At 33.9% G+C, this 16,391-nt stretch carries 9 protein-coding genes and 2 pseudogenes; 4 read left to right on the forward strand and 7 right to left on the reverse strand.

Features of this window, described 5'->3' with window-relative positions:
- The first annotated feature begins 231 nt into the window (after window positions 1-231).
- The 4 genes from NLG42_RS23110 (at window position 232) to NLG42_RS23125 (ending at window position 8,941) form a co-directional block, all read left to right on the forward strand.
- Complete coding sequence (locus NLG42_RS23110; protein ID WP_257682540.1) at window positions 232-3,474, forward strand: SusC/RagA family TonB-linked outer membrane protein; 3,243 nt, start codon at window positions 232-234, stop codon at window positions 3,472-3,474.
- Between the two features lie 26 nt (window positions 3,475-3,500).
- Window positions 3,501-5,201, forward strand: coding sequence for a RagB/SusD family nutrient uptake outer membrane protein (locus tag NLG42_RS23115; RefSeq protein WP_257682541.1), 1,701 nt, complete (start codon window positions 3,501-3,503; stop codon window positions 5,199-5,201).
- 141 nt (window positions 5,202-5,342) lie between these two features.
- A complete protein-coding gene (locus tag NLG42_RS23120; RefSeq protein ID WP_257682542.1) occupies window positions 5,343-6,776 on the forward strand; it encodes an alpha,alpha-trehalase in 1,434 nt (477 codons plus the stop codon).
- Window positions 6,777-6,925: 149 nt separating this feature from the next.
- Window positions 6,926-8,941, forward strand: a complete 2,016-nt coding sequence (locus NLG42_RS23125; RefSeq protein WP_257682543.1) for a hypothetical protein — start codon at window positions 6,926-6,928, stop codon at window positions 8,939-8,941.
- Window positions 8,942-9,105: 164 nt separating this feature from the next.
- Here NLG42_RS23125 and NLG42_RS23130 read toward each other — a convergent pair whose 3' ends face one another.
- The 7 genes and pseudogenes from NLG42_RS23130 to NLG42_RS23160 all read right to left on the reverse strand — a co-directional run bounded on the left by NLG42_RS23130 (window position 9,106) and on the right by NLG42_RS23160 (window position 16,357).
- A complete protein-coding gene (locus NLG42_RS23130; protein ID WP_257682544.1) occupies window positions 9,106-9,555 on the reverse strand; it encodes a hypothetical protein in 450 nt (149 codons plus the stop codon).
- A 280-nt stretch (window positions 9,556-9,835) separates the two neighbouring features.
- Window positions 9,836-10,168 carry an import component protein gene (locus NLG42_RS23135; RefSeq protein WP_089058681.1) on the reverse strand — a complete coding sequence of 111 codons (333 nt, stop codon included), beginning with the start codon at window positions 10,166-10,168 and terminating at the stop codon, window positions 9,836-9,838.
- A 48-nt stretch (window positions 10,169-10,216) separates the two neighbouring features.
- A pseudogene (locus tag NLG42_RS23140) lies at window positions 10,217-11,590 on the reverse strand (OmpA family protein); the annotation flags it as partial.
- 2 nt (window positions 11,591-11,592) lie between these two features.
- A pseudogene (locus NLG42_RS23145) lies at window positions 11,593-11,904 on the reverse strand (MFS transporter); the annotation flags it as partial.
- 268 nt (window positions 11,905-12,172) lie between these two features.
- Window positions 12,173-13,465 carry a serine hydrolase domain-containing protein gene (locus tag NLG42_RS23150; RefSeq protein WP_257682545.1) on the reverse strand — a complete coding sequence of 431 codons (1,293 nt, stop codon included), beginning with the start codon at window positions 13,463-13,465 and terminating at the stop codon, window positions 12,173-12,175.
- Between the two features lie 4 nt (window positions 13,466-13,469).
- Window positions 13,470-14,951 carry a glycoside hydrolase family 10-like protein gene (locus NLG42_RS23155; RefSeq protein WP_089058666.1) on the reverse strand — a complete coding sequence of 494 codons (1,482 nt, stop codon included), beginning with the start codon at window positions 14,949-14,951 and terminating at the stop codon, window positions 13,470-13,472.
- Window positions 14,952-15,532: 581 nt separating this feature from the next.
- On the reverse strand, window positions 15,533-16,357 hold the full coding sequence (locus tag NLG42_RS23160) for an alpha/beta hydrolase (RefSeq protein WP_257682546.1): 825 nt from the start codon (window positions 16,355-16,357) through the stop codon (window positions 15,533-15,535).
- Window positions 16,358-16,391: the final 34 nt, after the last annotated feature.

The raw sequence follows: 16,391 nt of genomic DNA on the forward strand, positions 1-16,391 counted from the left end.
TTTCATATTACACTAAATTATGATAATATTTTAAACATATCGCAAACAAACTGGTAGGTACTGGTATGAAAAAATACAGAAACCTTTATAATTTTGATTTTCAATTTTATCTCTTTCTGTAAACAATCTGCACTACTCTATGCATTTCTGTTTGTTTTCTTAAAATGAAAACGAAGGATATTATGAACTAGAACCAGAGAGTACATTACTAACCAAAAACCGTTTTTACAAATGAAATTTTTAATCAAAGACAAACCAACAAACGATTGGCTTTCTTCTGAGTTTTGGAAGACTGCCAAACTAACATCTGGATTGCTGATCGCGATGACTTTACAAGTTTCGGCAGCAACAGAATCAAAGAACGCTTCATTTTTTTCGAAGTTAAACAGTACTTCAATAAAAGGAAATAGCAGCACAGAATCTATTCTGCCGATTTCTGAAATGACAAAAATCTCTTTTTTAGCTGCAGAACAAAAAACTATAAAAGGAAAAGTAACTGGAACAAAGGGAGAACCGCTTCCAGGTGTTAACGTTATTCTAAAAGGAACAAAAATTGGAGTCACTACAGACTTCGACGGAAATTTTACGATTGAAGTTCCTGACTCAAACAGTATTCTTGTCGTTTCATTTACAGGCTTTGTAACTAAAGAAGTCAGTGCTGCAAATGCCGCGAATATTCAACTAGAAGAACAAAATCAAACTCTAAATGAAGTCGTTGTTGTTGGATATGGTACTCAGAAAAAAGGATCAACAACTGGCGCTATTTCATCAATCAAAGGAGCTGTATTAACACAAAATGCATCGGCAAACGTTTCAAATGGAATTGCCGGTCGTATGTCTGGTGTTATTGCAAACAATCGTTCTGGAAGACCTGGCGATGACAGCTCGACTTTATTAATTAGAGGATTCAACTCATTTGGAGGCGGTACAAGTCCGTTGATAGTCGTAGATGGTATTCCTGATCGTGATCTAAATAGGATAAATCCTGATGATATAGAATCAGTTACTGTTTTAAAAGATGCTTCGGCAGCAATCTACGGTGTTCGATCTGCAAACGGGGTAATTTTGGTTACTACAAAAAGAGGTAAAGTTGGCGCTCCAACTATAAAAGTTGACGGATCGTATGGCATTCAGCAGTTAACGAGAATAGATGAAAGGGTTAACTCGTGGCAGTATATGACGTATTACAATGAACTTAATGCTAACAAAGGTACAACACTTCCTTATACGCAGTCTGATATCGATAAATACAAAGCGGGCAATGATCCTAATCATACCAGTACAGACTGGTTACGACAAACGTATCGAAAAGATGCTCCTCAATCAAACGTTTCTCTTTCTGTAAATGGAGGTAACGATCAAGTGAAGTATTTCTTTTCTGGGCAATATCTAAACCAAGAAAGTAATCTTAGAGAAAGTGACGAAAGATACAGACAGTTTAATTTGAGATCTAATATTGATGTCAATATATCTTCAAACCTGAAAGTTAACCTTGATATTGCTACTCGAAAAGAAGACAGAAATTATCCTGCGGTAAGTATGTCAAGCATTATGCACGAAACTGTCAGCATGTATCCGTTCATTCCGGCATACTGGAAAAATGGTTATCCTACTTCGGGAATTGCAAATGGAAGAAACCCAATTTTAATGTCTTCTCCAGCTGCCGGTTACGATAAGGTTTTAAACTTAATTGTAAACCCAAAAATAGGATTTGATTTAAAATTACCTAAAATTACTGAAGGTCTTTCCTTAAATGGTTATGCTGCATTTGATTACAATGTTAGAAGCCAAAAAAAATTCACTAAACCGTGGGATGCTTACTCGTACGATAAAACAAATGATAGTTACAACAATGTAAAAAACAGCACGAGTATTACAAGTGTTTATCAGAATGAACAAATTACAAATCAAAATACTTATTTCATAAAATTAGCATACGATCGCAAATTCAACAAACATGGTTTTAATGCTTTTGTTGGATATGAGCAGAATACAACTGACAAAACGGAAACTTCTGCTTATAGAAGAGACTTATTGAGTGATCAATTAGATCAAATTTTTACTGGAAGCACCAAAGGGCAAAATGCAACAGGCGGCGCTTATCAAGACGGAAGGGAAAGTTATTTAGGGCGTGTTGCTTATAACTATGACAATAAATATTTTGCTGAATTTTCTGCACGTTACAATGGATCATTTAATTTCCCGTCTTCAACACGCTGGGGAATGTTTCCTGCAGTATCTGCAGGTTGGAAAATATCTGAAGAACCTTTTTTCAAAAACAACATAAAAGCAATCGATCAGCTTAAAATAAGAGCTTCTTGGGGAAAAATGGGTAATGATGACTTGAGCGAATGGATTAATGGTGTATTTTATCCAAACCAATATCTTTTCTTGACAAGATATCAGTTAACTACAAATCAACAGAATTACACTTATTTTGGTTCAGATTATACCTTAAACAATAGTATATATCTTTCGTCTACACCAAATCCTAATATTACGTGGGAGATTCAGAACTCAACAAATATTGGTTTTGATTTTGCTTTCTTAAACAACAAATTGACGGCAACTTTTGATTATTTCAGCAACAAAAGATCTGATATTTTAGCAGCAAGAAACGCATCGGTTCCTTTATTCACAGGATTAGCACTTCCTAAAGAAAATATTGGAGAAACGGTTAACAGAGGTGTTGACTGGTCGATAAATTATGGTGATAACAGTCATAACTTTAAATACAATGTAGGTTTTAATCTTACTTATGCACAGAGTGAGGTATTATTTCGTGACGAAGCTTCAAACATTCCTGAATGGCAAAAATCAACTGGAAAAGCAATCGATTCTTGGTTAGTTTATCAAACAAACGGTATTTACCGCACACAAGCAGATGTTGACAATTCGGCTCATTTTGAAGGTGCTAAACCTGGAGATATTTGGGTAAAAGATACAGATGGCGACGGCAGCATAACATCTAATGATAAAGTTAGAATTCCAGAATCAGCTACGCCAAAAATTGCTTACGGTATTCCGATGAGAGCAGAATACAAAGGTTTTTCAATCGACTTACTTTGGACAGGGCAGTCACAGGCTAAACAAATGATTCTTCCGCAAGGTCAAGGAGCAATTGTAGCACCGCCAACATGGTTATACAATGACAGATTTACAGCAGATAATCCTAATTCTAAATATCCTGCAGCTTTCAATGATTCAGATAATAGAAATAATATTCCAGCTGATTTCTGGTTAAGAGATGCTTCTTTCTTTAGATTAAAATCATTAGAAATATCTTATGTATTACCAGAAAAAGCACTTTCTAGATTTGGAGTTTTGAATATGAGATTTTATGCAGGAGGAACTAATATATTTTCTATTGATAATATGAAAAAATACAACAGAGATCCTGAAACTAATAATACTACGGGAGTTAATTACCCTCAAACCCGCATCTACAGAGTGGGCGTAAGTATCGAACTATAATGCTGCAACCAAAAAAATATTTAGACATGAAAAATTATAAAATCAATAAACTAATAGATATGAAAAAGAAGGTATTTATCCTTACTTCTTTTCTTATGATAATTACCTCTTTCACTTCTTGCAGTGAAGATCCGTTAGACAAAGTTCCGTTAGACTCTTATACCGATGCAACGGTTTGGAATGATTTGAAACTTGCTGAAGCTTTTGCAAACAATCTATATACTGTTTTACCTAGTACACAGCACAATTGGAACAATAGAACAAATAGAAGCTGGATTTTATCGACTGCTTGTGACGAAGCTTTTAATAATTTTAACGATTATGATATTTGGACTTTAAATTCAGGAGCTCTTACACCTGATAACGCAAATGATTTTGATATCTGGAAACCAACATATGCTACAATTCAAAATTGCAACATCTTTTTATCTCGAATTGATAAGGTTCCGGGAGACGATGCCACTCGCAACAGATTAAAAGGTGAAGTAATTTTTTTAAGAGCTTATTCTTATTTTAAATTAATAAGCGATTATGGAGGAGTTCCGCTTATTACGGTTCCTTTTGATCTGAATAGTAATTTTAAAGTTGATCGCAGCAGCTATGATCAATGTGTTGATTTTATTGTAACAGAGTTAGACAAATCTGCTGAGTTACTGCCTTTAACTGCTACTAGTCTAGGAAAAATCACAAAAGGTGCCGCACTAGCCATCAAATCAAGAACGTTACTTTATGCAGCAAGTCCGCAATGGAATACTTCTAATGATTTAAACAAATGGAAAAAAGCATCTGACGCCGCAAAAGCGGTTATGGATTTAAATCTTTATCAGCTTTATGATAAAAAGTACGAAGATCTTTTTACAACCGATAATTCTGAAATTATCTGTTCTCGTTTGTCTAGTAAAGATCCACAATGGAGCGCTTTTAACGGTGTAGAAATGTTTAATTCTCCAAGTGGTTTTCACGGCTGGGCAAATTTTGCGCCAAGTCAAAGTCATATCGATGCTTATGGAACTGCTGACGGAAAAGACATTTCTGATCCAACATCTGGTTATAATCCTCAAAAACCATATGTAAACAGAGATCCGCGTTTTTATAAAAACATTGTGTACGATGGACGTGCTTATGGAAAACCAGAATTTTTTAAAGATCGCTATGATGTTGGAAGTTCAAATAAAGCTGAATTTTACGAAGGCGGATTAGATTCTCCTCAAGGATGGGATACTTGGAATGCCAGTAAAACACGTTATACCTTCCGCAAATATTGTGATACAACCTACAATTATAATAGTGAAACACAAACGAACAAAGCTTGGATTATTTCTCGTTTAGGCGAAATTTACCTTAACTATGCCGAAGCACAATTTAAACTTGGTAATGAAGGCACAGCGATTCAATATCTAAATGTGATAAGAAAACGTGCAGGAATAACAATTCCGCTAGCAGGTTTAACTGGTACTTCTTTAGAAAAGAAAATTCGCAATGAAAGACAAGTCGAGTTATGTTTGGAAGGATTCCGCTACTACGATGTTCGCCGCTGGAAAATTGCCGAAGACACCGAAAACAAGCCTTTGATGGGAGTTGTTATTACGAAAAACAGCGACGGTTCAAAAACATATACGTACACAAAAGTTCAAGAGAGAATTTTCAAACCTCAGCATTATTTATTACCTATTCCAAGAGATGAAACTAATAGAACAAGTTTGGCTCAAAATCCGGGTTATAATTAAAAATCGATACTCCCCCAAAGTATCGTTTATTTAAAACTGAGAAACTGCAAACCCACTTTATTTGTTGTGTGGGTTTGCTTTTAAATTTCAATTCTACCATGTTATTTTATTCTAAAAGTAATCCAAACAGAAAACAGCCAAATGAAAAATGTACTTATAATTACTGCTCTAAATTGCTTTTTCTTTTTTAATGGATTTGGTCAAAATACTGCAACTTTCAAATCTACAGATCCAGCAATTGAACTGGCTTTTGAACGTGCAAAAAAAATGGCTTTAAGTTATAAAGGAAATTCAAACGATCCTGCAGGTCCTTGGTATGAAGCTGCACTTCCTGCACGATCTGCTTTTTGTATGCGAGATGTATCACATCAAAGTATTGGTGCTGAAATACTAGGATTAAATAAAGAAAATAAAAATATGCTTTCTTTATTTGCACAAAACATTTCTGAAAATAAAGACTGGTGTTCGTATTGGGAAATCAACAAATACGGAAAACCTGCGCCTGAGGATTATAGAAATGATAAAGAGTTCTGGTACAATCTAAACAGCAATTTTGATGTCATTTTTGCGTGCTGGCGCTTGTATCTATGGACTGGTGATGAAGCTTATATCAAAAATCCAGAATTTGAAAACTTTTTCGAAAAATCGGCAACGAACTATATTGAACGCTGGGTATTAGATTCAGACTCATTATTATCCAGACCTGAATTTCCAAATGCTGGTGTTTCATTTAATATAGAAGACGATTTCCAAAGATGCCGAGGACTTGCTTCTTATTCTGAAGGAATTCCAGGGTTAAAAATGGGAGTTGATTTGGTGGCAGCAATTTACCGCGGATTGTCAACTTACGCTGCTGTTTTAAGACAAAAGGGAGATTTTCAAAAAGCAGAATTCTTCGAGAAAAAAGCTGCAAAGTACCAACAGCAAATAGAACAAATTTGGTGGGATGATTTAACTTCAACTTACAATGTTATTTATACTGCTGACGGGAAATTCAGCAAAGACGGAGGTGAACTCTTTTTACTATGGTTTGATGCCTTAAATGACAAAACCCGAATTAAAAAAACAATCGAGCATATTGTTTCGCAAAAAACAAATGTCGAGAGTTTATCTTATCTCCCCTTTTTATTATATAAATATGGTTTTGAGGATAAAGCTTATCAATATATTTTACACTTGACTGATCCTGAAACAAAAAGAAGAGAATATCCTGAAGTTTCATACGGCGTAATTGAAGGCGTTATACATGGCTATATGGGAATTGAGCCAGATGCTTTAAACAAAAGAGTAACTACTTTACATCGTATAAAAAATGGAATTGCATCTCAAGTAGATAATTTATCTGTTTTAAACACTGTATTGTTTGTAAAACACGAAAATCAAAAAACAACAGTTCAGAACAAAGGAAATATTACGATACAATGGCGGGCAATGTTCTCTGGAAATTATGATACGCTGTTTGTAAATAATAAAAAAATTACCGCCAAACATGATAAAGATGTTATGGGAAATGTATGCTCTTTTGTTGATGTCTCCGTAAATTCAGGACAACAACTAAGTGCATCTTTTAAATAATAACTTAGCAAAAGCAATATTTATCAAAACGACAACACATACAAGTACTACTAACACGATAGATAAAACTTTTGGCGGTAATTATCCAACAGAATAAGCAGCCTGAAAAATGGCTTTTTGCCCCTTATAGAAATTAAAAAACAATTGTAATGAAGAGATTATTTACCAAAACCCGAAAACATTTTTTATTTGTCGCAGCCGCACTTTGTTTTTTTACCAGTAAGCTCTTTTCACAAGAAGAGCGCCGCTGGCAGATTGACAAAGACGGGGCTATTTCTTGGCAGATAAACAACAATATTCCGCATAAAGATCATATCGAAATGAGTGGTAAAAAAATCTCCTGCGTATTACGATATGGTGTTGCTGCAGACGGAACGTTTCAGGCGACCCGCAGTTTGGTTTGGCCAATGCTGAGAACCATCCCAAATAATACCCATGCCAGTTTTACGCGTCAGCTTGCGCAAGATGCTTTTGATTTGGTGACGGTGAATTACAAACCTATTGCTTCAGAAAAAGTCACTTCATTAACGCTGAACGGAACATTATTAGTTAAAAGTAAATCGGGTAATACTCTCGAATTAACGAGACAATTTTTCCCGTCAACAACCTTATCTGGATATTGTGAAATTTATACCATTAAGAATATTTCTAATAAAACTTGTGTTATAGAGATTCCAAAATCAAATGCCATTTACACATCAGATCCCGCAAAAGGAACTGAAGGAAGTTATAATTTGCATGTAGATCTTTTTAATCACGGAAATTTTAATCTGCAGACAAATGAAACAATTCGTTTTTCTGTTTTCTATTCGGCAGGTAAAACAAACGAACAAGTTCCAGTTGTAAACATTGAAGAAGAAAAAGATAAACGCTTAAAATTAATCCAGGAAATTTGGGATAAACTCATTATAGAAACACCTGATGAAGTTTTGAATACAGAATTTGCTTTTGCCAAAATCAGAGCTTCTGAAAGTATTTTTGAAACTAAAGGCGGACCTATGCATGGTCCTGGAGGAGAATCGTATTATGCCGCTATCTGGGCAAACGATCAGGCAGAATATATTGGTCCTTTCTTTCCGTTTTTAGGATATGAATATGGCAATCAAGCATCGTTAAATGCTTATTTGCAATTTGCTAAATTCATGAACCAAGAATATAAACCTATTCCAAGTTCGATTGTCGCCGAAGGAACTGATATCTGGGATGGTGCCGGTGATCGAGGCGATGGCGCAATGATAGCCTACGGAGCAGCACGTTATGCACTTTCTAAAGGAAATGCAAATGAAGCTAAACAATTATGGCCATTGATTGAGTGGTGTTTAGAGTATTGTCATAGAAAACTAAATTCTGATGGTGTTGTAACTTCTGATTCTGATGAACTCGAAGGACGTCTTCCTGCTGGAAAAGCTAATCTTAATACTTCTTCTTTGTATTATGATGCTCTTAACTCTGCTGTATATTTAGGCGAAGCTTTAGGCAAAGACAAAACGCAGCTGAAAAATTATAAAACTGAGGCTGAAAAATTAAAAATAGCTATTGAAAAGTATTTTGGAGCTAAGGTAGAAGGTTTTGAAACTTATAAGTATTACAAAGAAAATGATGTTTTAAGAGCCTGGATTTGTACTCCGCTGACAATGGGAATTTATGATCGAAAAGTGGGAACTATAGATGCTTTGTTTTCTCCAAGATTATGGACAAAAGACGGTCTTGCCAGTATTGCCGGTGATAAAATATTTTGGGACCGCTCGACTTTATATGCTTTAAGAGGTGTATTGGCAGCGGGAGAAACGGATAAAGCACTGGATTTTTTACATTATTATTCGAACCGTCGTTTGTTAGGAGATCATGTTCCGTATCCTGTAGAAGCTTATCCTGAAGGAGATCAGAGACATCTTTCTGCCGAAAGCGGTTTATACTGTAGAATTTTTACAGAGGGATTATTTGGCATTCGTCCTACTGGTTTAAGCAGTTTTGATTTTACACCGAGGCTTCCAAAACCTTGGCCTGTTATGAAACTGCGTCAAATACATGCTTTTGAAAAAGATTTTGATATTACTGTTGAAAGAGTGAATAAAGAATTGAAAGTAACCCTCTCTAATGGAAAAAAAATAGTATTTACCAAACTGATTAAAGACGGAAGTACAATTAATATTCCTCTTAAATAAGACGATAGTTTTTACAAAAAAGGAGCTTCAAAAATATTGAAGCTCCTTTTATTTTTTTTTCTTACATAGATATACTTTGTGCATTTTGCTCTAGTAAAAGCCTCCTTTCAGAAGCCAAAATCTATCAGTATTATATATTAAAATACTTTTACATACTGGATTATTTATACAAAATATAATACTGTTTTATATAAGTCATTTGGCTGAATTTCTGTTGTTTCTGCGTTCAAAACTTCTGTTTGAATAGTATCATTTTTTGGTTGGGCAGCATTTTTAAAATATACCTTCAAGTCATTAACAATTCCCCTTTTTGTTTGGTAACCACTTAGCGCTACCAAATCATTAATCTCTTCTAGACCAGCTACATTGCTATACAATAATTTATCAAATAAACAAACTAAAGCAATTGTTCCTTTCTTTTCCAGCTTCAAAAATTCAACCAATTCTTGATGGCTGTAAACTACAAATATTGATCTGTTTAAACCTTGAGATTTCTGTTTTTTACTATTCAAAAATGAATCTTGCGTAAATTTAAATTCATCCGCAAAATTATTTTTAAACATTTTTAAAAACAATCCTTTATCGTCCCTTACTAAAACTTGTATCTTTTCCATCGTCAATTTCTTTACAATTAATACTCCCTAAACTGAGCTGATTACAGCTCATCAAAATTTCATTTTAGGTTTCGTATTTGTTTTTCTTTTTTGATTTATATAACCTTGATAAACAAAGACAAAAGTATTTCACTTCAAAATTAAACACCTCCACAATAAGACATAAAAACCTCATAATAAGACTTTTATTCACTACACATTTTAAGGAAATATTTTGTAAACAACGAGATAATCTGATAAAAGCATTGTACTATATTCTTTCAAGAAAAGAATAGAAAATTTAGTATTTAATAAAGTTAAATCGATCAACAAACATTGATCCGATTAATGGTATTGGTTTTCTTTTTTGGTTGACAGCATTAACAATCCCAACTATTAAAACAATCAATACGCCAAAACTTAAAATGGTAAAGAATGTTGAAATTACAGGATTAATTGAAAAGATTGGAATAAAAGCGCTGCCTAATACTGCACTGAAAACACCCAACCCAAAGGACTGTTTTAGATGATATTGTGCAAATGAAGATCTTCCTCCATTATGATAAACAAGAAAAGAAATTACCCATCCTACAAGTGTTAAGTAACTAATTATTGATATGGTTTTCCGGCTCATTCTTCTCTTGTTTATCTAGATTTTTTTAAATTTTTAATTAATTATATTTTATAGTTTCGTGATTATAAATTCACTTCTTCTATTCATTTGATGTTGTTCTTCGGTACATTTTACACCATCAGAACATTCATTTACAAGTTGAGTTTCACCATAACCTTTACCTGTTAATCTGTTTGGTGAAATACCGTTTTTTACCAGCCATTTAATTGTTGATTTGGCTCTTCTGTCAGAAAGTTTTTCGTTGTACGCAGCTGTTTGACGGCTGTCTGTATGCGAACGAATATCTATTTTCATTGTTGGATATTGATTTAATACATCTAGAATTTTCACCAAATCCAAGGCCGCTTCTGGACGAATATCTGATCCATCCAAATCAAAATAAATCATTTTAATATCAAAACATTTCCCTAAATCATCTCCTATTGCAACCTGACATGTAACTTTATCCAGCGAAATTGGTAAATACGTTTTTCCTGTTTCTGTTCCAATCGATGTACGAACTTCTTTAGTTGCATAATCTGTTTTTTCAACTCTTACATTATAGCTTTTTCCGCATTCAACAGAAAAACTGTAAAATCCATTTAAATCTGAAATAACAGTACTTTTCAGCACCTGCATATTATCATACAATGAGACTTTGGCACCAGATAAAATAACTCCTGTCTGCGTATCTGTAATAATACCGTTTAACTCCTGAACACAATCCAATTTACGCGTTTCTAAAAACTTATAAATATCATCAGAACCTTGTCCGCCGTCTTTATTTGAAGAGAAGAAACCTCTTCTAGATTTAGTATCAATAACAAATGCAAAATCATCTTGAGGAGAATTGATATCAGCTCCTATATTTTTAATATTTGTTATTTCATTCCCGCTTATTTTACCAACAAATACATCTAAACCGCCAAGTCCAGGATGACCATCTGAAGCAAAATAAATTTCGTTATCAGCTGTTATAAACGGAAAAGTTTCTTTTCCTTCAGTATTAATTGTTTTACCTAAATTCTCTGGAGAACCATAACCACCGTTTCCATTAATACTTACTTTATAAATATCTGACTGCCCAAATGTTCCCGGCATATCAGATGCAAAATACAAGGTTTTTTCATCAGAACTTAAGGCTGGATGCGCCGTACTGTAAGTATCACTATTAAATGGAAGTTCAATAATGTTCGTCCATTTGTTATTTTCAAAAGTTGCTTTGTATATTTTGATTAAAGTAGTTTTATTACCATCTTTTCCTTTTTTGCCGTCAATAAAATTGTTTCTTGTGAAATAAACCGTTTTCCCATCTTTTGTAAAAACCGGCGTCGATTCGTTGAATTTAGAATTGATTTTAGATTTTATTTTTTCGGGTTTATTTGGATTAAAATCTGCATCAATATCAGCTTGATAAAGATTTGTAAAATGTTCACCTGTCCATGTGTCAAATTCTGAGAAAGCGAGCAAAACAAAGAACCAAGACTGAACAAAAACAAAGCAAAAATAAAGACTTTTTTGGTGCCAAATTTATCCGATAAAAAGCCGCTTACCGGCATAAAAAGCGCCAGTGTTAAAACATAACTAATAATTGCATTTTGCATATCGAGCGGAGACTCATGCAGATCTTTAGCAATAGAAGGCAGCGAAGTATTCAAAATTGTTGAATCAAGCATCTGCATAAAAATAGAAGTCGCTAAAATAATGGGTAACACTTTTTTTATCGCTTCACTGTTTTGCTCTGTAGTTACTGTCATCATTCTTCCGTTTAGGCTTGAACTCTTTTGTTTTATTCTTTCTGAAAAAAGTTTGACAACCAAACTTCTATTTCATCCTATGAATAAAGATACAAAAAACATCCTTGCGCATCGTAGACTACTTTTCATAGCCACTTTATTTGCTGCTTTATCTGCCACAACTCGAGCGATAGCGAACAGGCGAAGCAATTACACGAATTATTTTTATTTTATGCAGATTTAGGAGGTTTAATTTGTGGAAATTCGTGTAATTAGCGGCAAACTATTTTTATTTGTTGATTTGTCTCCAAATTTTGGTGCTAAAGTCATCTTTATACATTAACCTGTTTGTTCTTGTTGGATTTACGCGATTGGTCAGAATAATCAAAAACCGGTTAGTATCCCGATTCATAAAGAAAAAAGTTCCTGTAAAACCCGTATGTCCAAAATCATTCGCTTTAAAAAACTCATCTGGTTTACGTTTATCAAAACCAAGTCCGCGGTAAATTCCCTCTTTGGCAAGAGGAGAATCTGTAAATTCTTTTACCACTTTTGAATTTAAAATTTGTTTTCCTTTATAATTTCCATTGTTCATAAGCATTTTGCAGATAACAGCAATCGATTCTGCATTTGCAAACAAACCTGCATTACCAGAAACACCGCCAAAAATAGCAGCAGCTTCGTCATGAACATATCCTTTAATAGTGTCTTTTCTAAAAAAATTATCTAATTCAGTTGGCATTACATTTTCTATCGAAGTCCATTTTAGCGGATTATATCCAATTTTCGAAATTCCTAATTCAGTATAAATTTCATTTGTCAATTGATCTAATTTTGAACCTGTTTTTGCTTCGATCATTTGTTTTACCAAAAGCAAGTTTAAATCGCTGTACAAATATTTTCCTCTCGGATTTGTATTTGCCTTCGCAATCCTTTCATAAACAGACGGATAAAATTCTGGATTCAGCCACATGTTTTTATAAATCTGAATCCAATTTTGCTTTGGCTCAAAAACAAGATATTTTGAATCGTAAACGATGTTTTTGTTTACATACATATTATCAAAAGACTCAACATATTGCTCGGATTTTTTACTGCTCAATAAAGGCGAATTATCTGGTGTAGAAAGCAAGGCTTGATAAAAAGTGATACTTGGCGTTAATCCAGAAGTATGCGTTAGTAATTCAAAAAGCGTTAAATCGGCAATTACAGTGTTTTTATAAAACGGAACAATTTTACCTACTTGGTCTGTAAGCTTTATTTTGTTTTCTCCAACCAAACGCATGGTAACAAGCGTTGCTCCTAAAACTTTAGACATCGAAGCTAAATCGAAAACATCGCCTGTTTTTACTAATTGTTTTTTAGTATAATCATGATAACCGTAATTTTTGGATATCAAATTAAAATCTCCTGTGCCTACGATAATCTGTGCTCCCGGAAAAAAACCTTTTTCAAGGGCATGATTCATCATCGAGTCGATATAAACTTCGTTTCGTTCTACTTTTACCGACTCAAGTTTCTGTGCTTGTATCGTACCTAAGGAAATCAGAAAAACAGTAATCAGTAATACACTTTTTCTCATTATTTTATTTCTTTATAAATTCGACTGGAGCACTTTCTGTCTGCGTCTGACTTAAAGCGGAAACAGCATATACATAATTTTCTAAAGCAGCATTTGGAACTTCTAATTTTACGGCTGTTGTTACATAATAAATATTTACAGCATTAGAAAAATCGGTTATCTTACCTTTTGGAAATCTATAAATTACGTATTTCTTATCATTAATTCCTGCTTTCCATGTAAGTGTTGCTTTATCACCTTTTTGAGCAATCACAGCATTTGTCGGCGGTTGCGGTTTTATTCTTGTAATTCTGTTCGCTTCGGGCGTTAAGGCAATGTATTTGTATTGTTTTTCGATAAGAGCATTTCTTAATGTATCTCCTTTTTTAAGAAATGAGTTTGCTGTAAAATGCATCGAACCATCTATTTGAGGCATCGTACGAATCATTTCAATCTGTTTTACAATTTGATCTGGACTTCTCCATTCTGGTTCTTTTGCCGTTTTTGAAATTTTATAATCGCCGTGTCCAATATACACATTAGTTCCATATTTGTGCGCTGCCCACCATTTTGCCAAAACTTCAAAATTAGCTCTGTCAAAACCAATGTGCCAATACAATTGCGGTGTTATATAATCGATCCAGTTTTCTTTCTGCCATTTCAAGATATCGGCATACAAATCGTCATAATTAGTCGCTCCTGCTCTGGTATCAGAACCATCTGAATCTTTTGCAATATTTCGCCACACGCCAAAAGGTGAAATTCCGAATTCAACTTCCGGTTTATTAGCAATTATGGTATCTCGAATTTGTTTGATGATTAAATCGACATTGTCTCTTCTCCAATCGTCTTTATCTCTAAATTGTCTTGGCTCTTTTGCAAAAGCTTTTTCATCTGGAAACTCTTGTCCCTCGATTTTGTATGGATAAAAATAATCGTCCATATGTATCGCTTGAATGTCATAATTTCGAACTATTTCACCGACTACCGAAGCAACAAAATCTCTGGTTTCTTTATAACCCGGATTAAAATATCTCGATTTCCCATACGTCAAAAATAATTCTGGTTTCTTAAAATACAAATGAGTTTTAGCCAACACTTCTTTAACTGTATCTTTTTGTACACGATACGGATTTAGCCAAACATGAACATTCATTCCTCTTTTTCCCGCTTCATCAATCATCATTTGCAGCGGATCAAATCCTGGAGCAACGCCTTGAGTTCCGGTTATCCAATGCGATGCTGGTTCTTTTGTCGATTTATAATAAGCGTCGGCAGTTGGGCGAATTTGAAAAATTACAGTATTCAAATTATTAGATCGTAAATTATCCAAAATGGTAATCATTTCAGATTTCATCTGCTTGTCTGATAATCCTGGTTTAGATGGCCAGTCGATATTATCTACAGTCGATATCCAAGCGGCACGCATTTCTCTTTTTGGTGATTCCTGACTGAAAGTTTTCGTTTGAAACAGCAGTATCAGCATTAAAATTTTTAGACTTTTCATAAGTACTATTTTGGGTTATTTAGTATAGTTTGTATTTATCGTTGAAAAATTTAACCGCAATCCCGATAACTAACGGGGTTAAAAATTCACACAAAGTTCGTTAAGTTATGTTTAATTTGTCTTTTAATCTTTATGCATTTTTTCTCTCGCAGATTTGCCAGATCAAGCAGATTTTAATTTGTTGAAATTCGTGCAATTAGCGGCAAACAAAAATCCTTTTAATCCTTTTAATCAGTGGCTGTTTTTTCTCTCGCAGATTTGGCAGATCAAGCAGATTTTAATTTGTTGAAATTCGTGCAATTAGCAGCAACAAAAATCCTTTTAATCCTTTTAATCAGTGGCTATTTTTTTTACACAGATTTGGCAGATCAAGCAGATTTGATTTATTGAAATTCGTGCAATTAGCGGCAAACAAAAATCCTTTTGATCCTTTTAATCAGTGGCTATTTTTTTTTACACAGATTTTGCTAAATTAATTCGTGACTAAAAAACCTAACAGGTTTTGAAAACCTGTTAGGATAACCAACCAAAATTTATGCGCTCTTTTTTATTTTACAAAATCACAACACACAATCTCTTACTTAACTTTTATTTTTCTCATTGAAAAAATTATTAAAGAACAACAATTGAAACTTTAAAGAGTTTTCCCAATATTCTATGTTATGCTGCCCGGGACGCTCGATATAATCGTGATTTATTTTTAACGCCAGCATTTTTTTATTCAGTTCGCGATTTACATCGATAAAAAAATCATCGACACCACAATCAATAATCAATTTTAAATGGTTGTCTTTTACCAAATCAAGCATATTGGTAACCGTATTTTTATCCCAATTTTCAGGAAATTCGGTTATAGAACCAAGTCGCTTTTTGATATCCCACTTTTCAGGAAACGGACGAAAATCTACTCCGCCGCTCATACTTCCTGCTGCACCAAATACATCCTGATGTTTAAAAGACAAATACAAAGCTCCATGTCCACCCATGCTCAAACCAGTTATAGCTCTGGCTTCGCGAGTTGCAATTGTTTTGTACTTTTTATCTATAAAAGGAACTAATTCATTGATTACATAAGTTTCATATTTGAAAGCAGGATCTATCGGACTGTCAAAATACCAGCTTGAATAATTTCCGTCGACACCAATTGCTATAAAACCGTATTGATCAACCTGCCTGCCAACTTCTTTAAAGCTTTTTACCCAAGTTGCATAATTCCCGCTGTATCCATGAAGTAGATACACGACTGGAAACTTCTTTTTGCTTTTTTTATATCCATCAGGAACAATTACACAGGTTTTTATGTTCTTATTCATCGAAGCACTAAAAACTTGAATCGTATCAATTTTAGCCGCTTTCGCAGAAAAAAATACGATTAAAAGAAGTAAAGTACAGATTGCTTTTTTCATAAAACTTGCTATTATTTAACTCATTAAGTTTAAT

The organism is Flavobacterium plurextorum, assembly GCF_024638035.1.
In the GTDB taxonomy this organism is placed as follows: Bacteria; Bacteroidota; Bacteroidia; order Flavobacteriales; family Flavobacteriaceae; genus Flavobacterium; species Flavobacterium plurextorum.

Excerpts from the sequence above, each read along its gene's own strand:
- NLG42_RS23110 (WP_257682540.1), top strand. The coding sequence starts at position 232 with ATGAAATTTTTAATCAAAGACAAACCAACAAACGATTGGCTTTCTTCT.
- NLG42_RS23115 (WP_257682541.1), top strand. The coding sequence starts at position 3,501 with ATGAAAAATTATAAAATCAATAAACTAATAGATATGAAAAAGAAGGTA.
- NLG42_RS23120 (WP_257682542.1), top strand. The coding sequence starts at position 5,343 with ATGAAAAATGTACTTATAATTACTGCTCTAAATTGCTTTTTCTTTTTT.
- NLG42_RS23125 (WP_257682543.1), top strand. The coding sequence starts at position 6,926 with ATGAAGAGATTATTTACCAAAACCCGAAAACATTTTTTATTTGTCGCA.
- NLG42_RS23130 (WP_257682544.1), bottom strand. The coding sequence starts at position 9,555 with ATGGAAAAGATACAAGTTTTAGTAAGGGACGATAAAGGATTGTTTTTA.
- NLG42_RS23135 (WP_089058681.1), bottom strand. The coding sequence starts at position 10,168 with ATGAGCCGGAAAACCATATCAATAATTAGTTACTTAACACTTGTAGGA.
- NLG42_RS23150 (WP_257682545.1), bottom strand. The coding sequence starts at position 13,465 with ATGAGAAAAAGTGTATTACTGATTACTGTTTTTCTGATTTCCTTAGGT.
- NLG42_RS23155 (WP_089058666.1), bottom strand. The coding sequence starts at position 14,951 with ATGAAAAGTCTAAAAATTTTAATGCTGATACTGCTGTTTCAAACGAAA.
- NLG42_RS23160 (WP_257682546.1), bottom strand. The coding sequence starts at position 16,357 with ATGAAAAAAGCAATCTGTACTTTACTTCTTTTAATCGTATTTTTTTCT.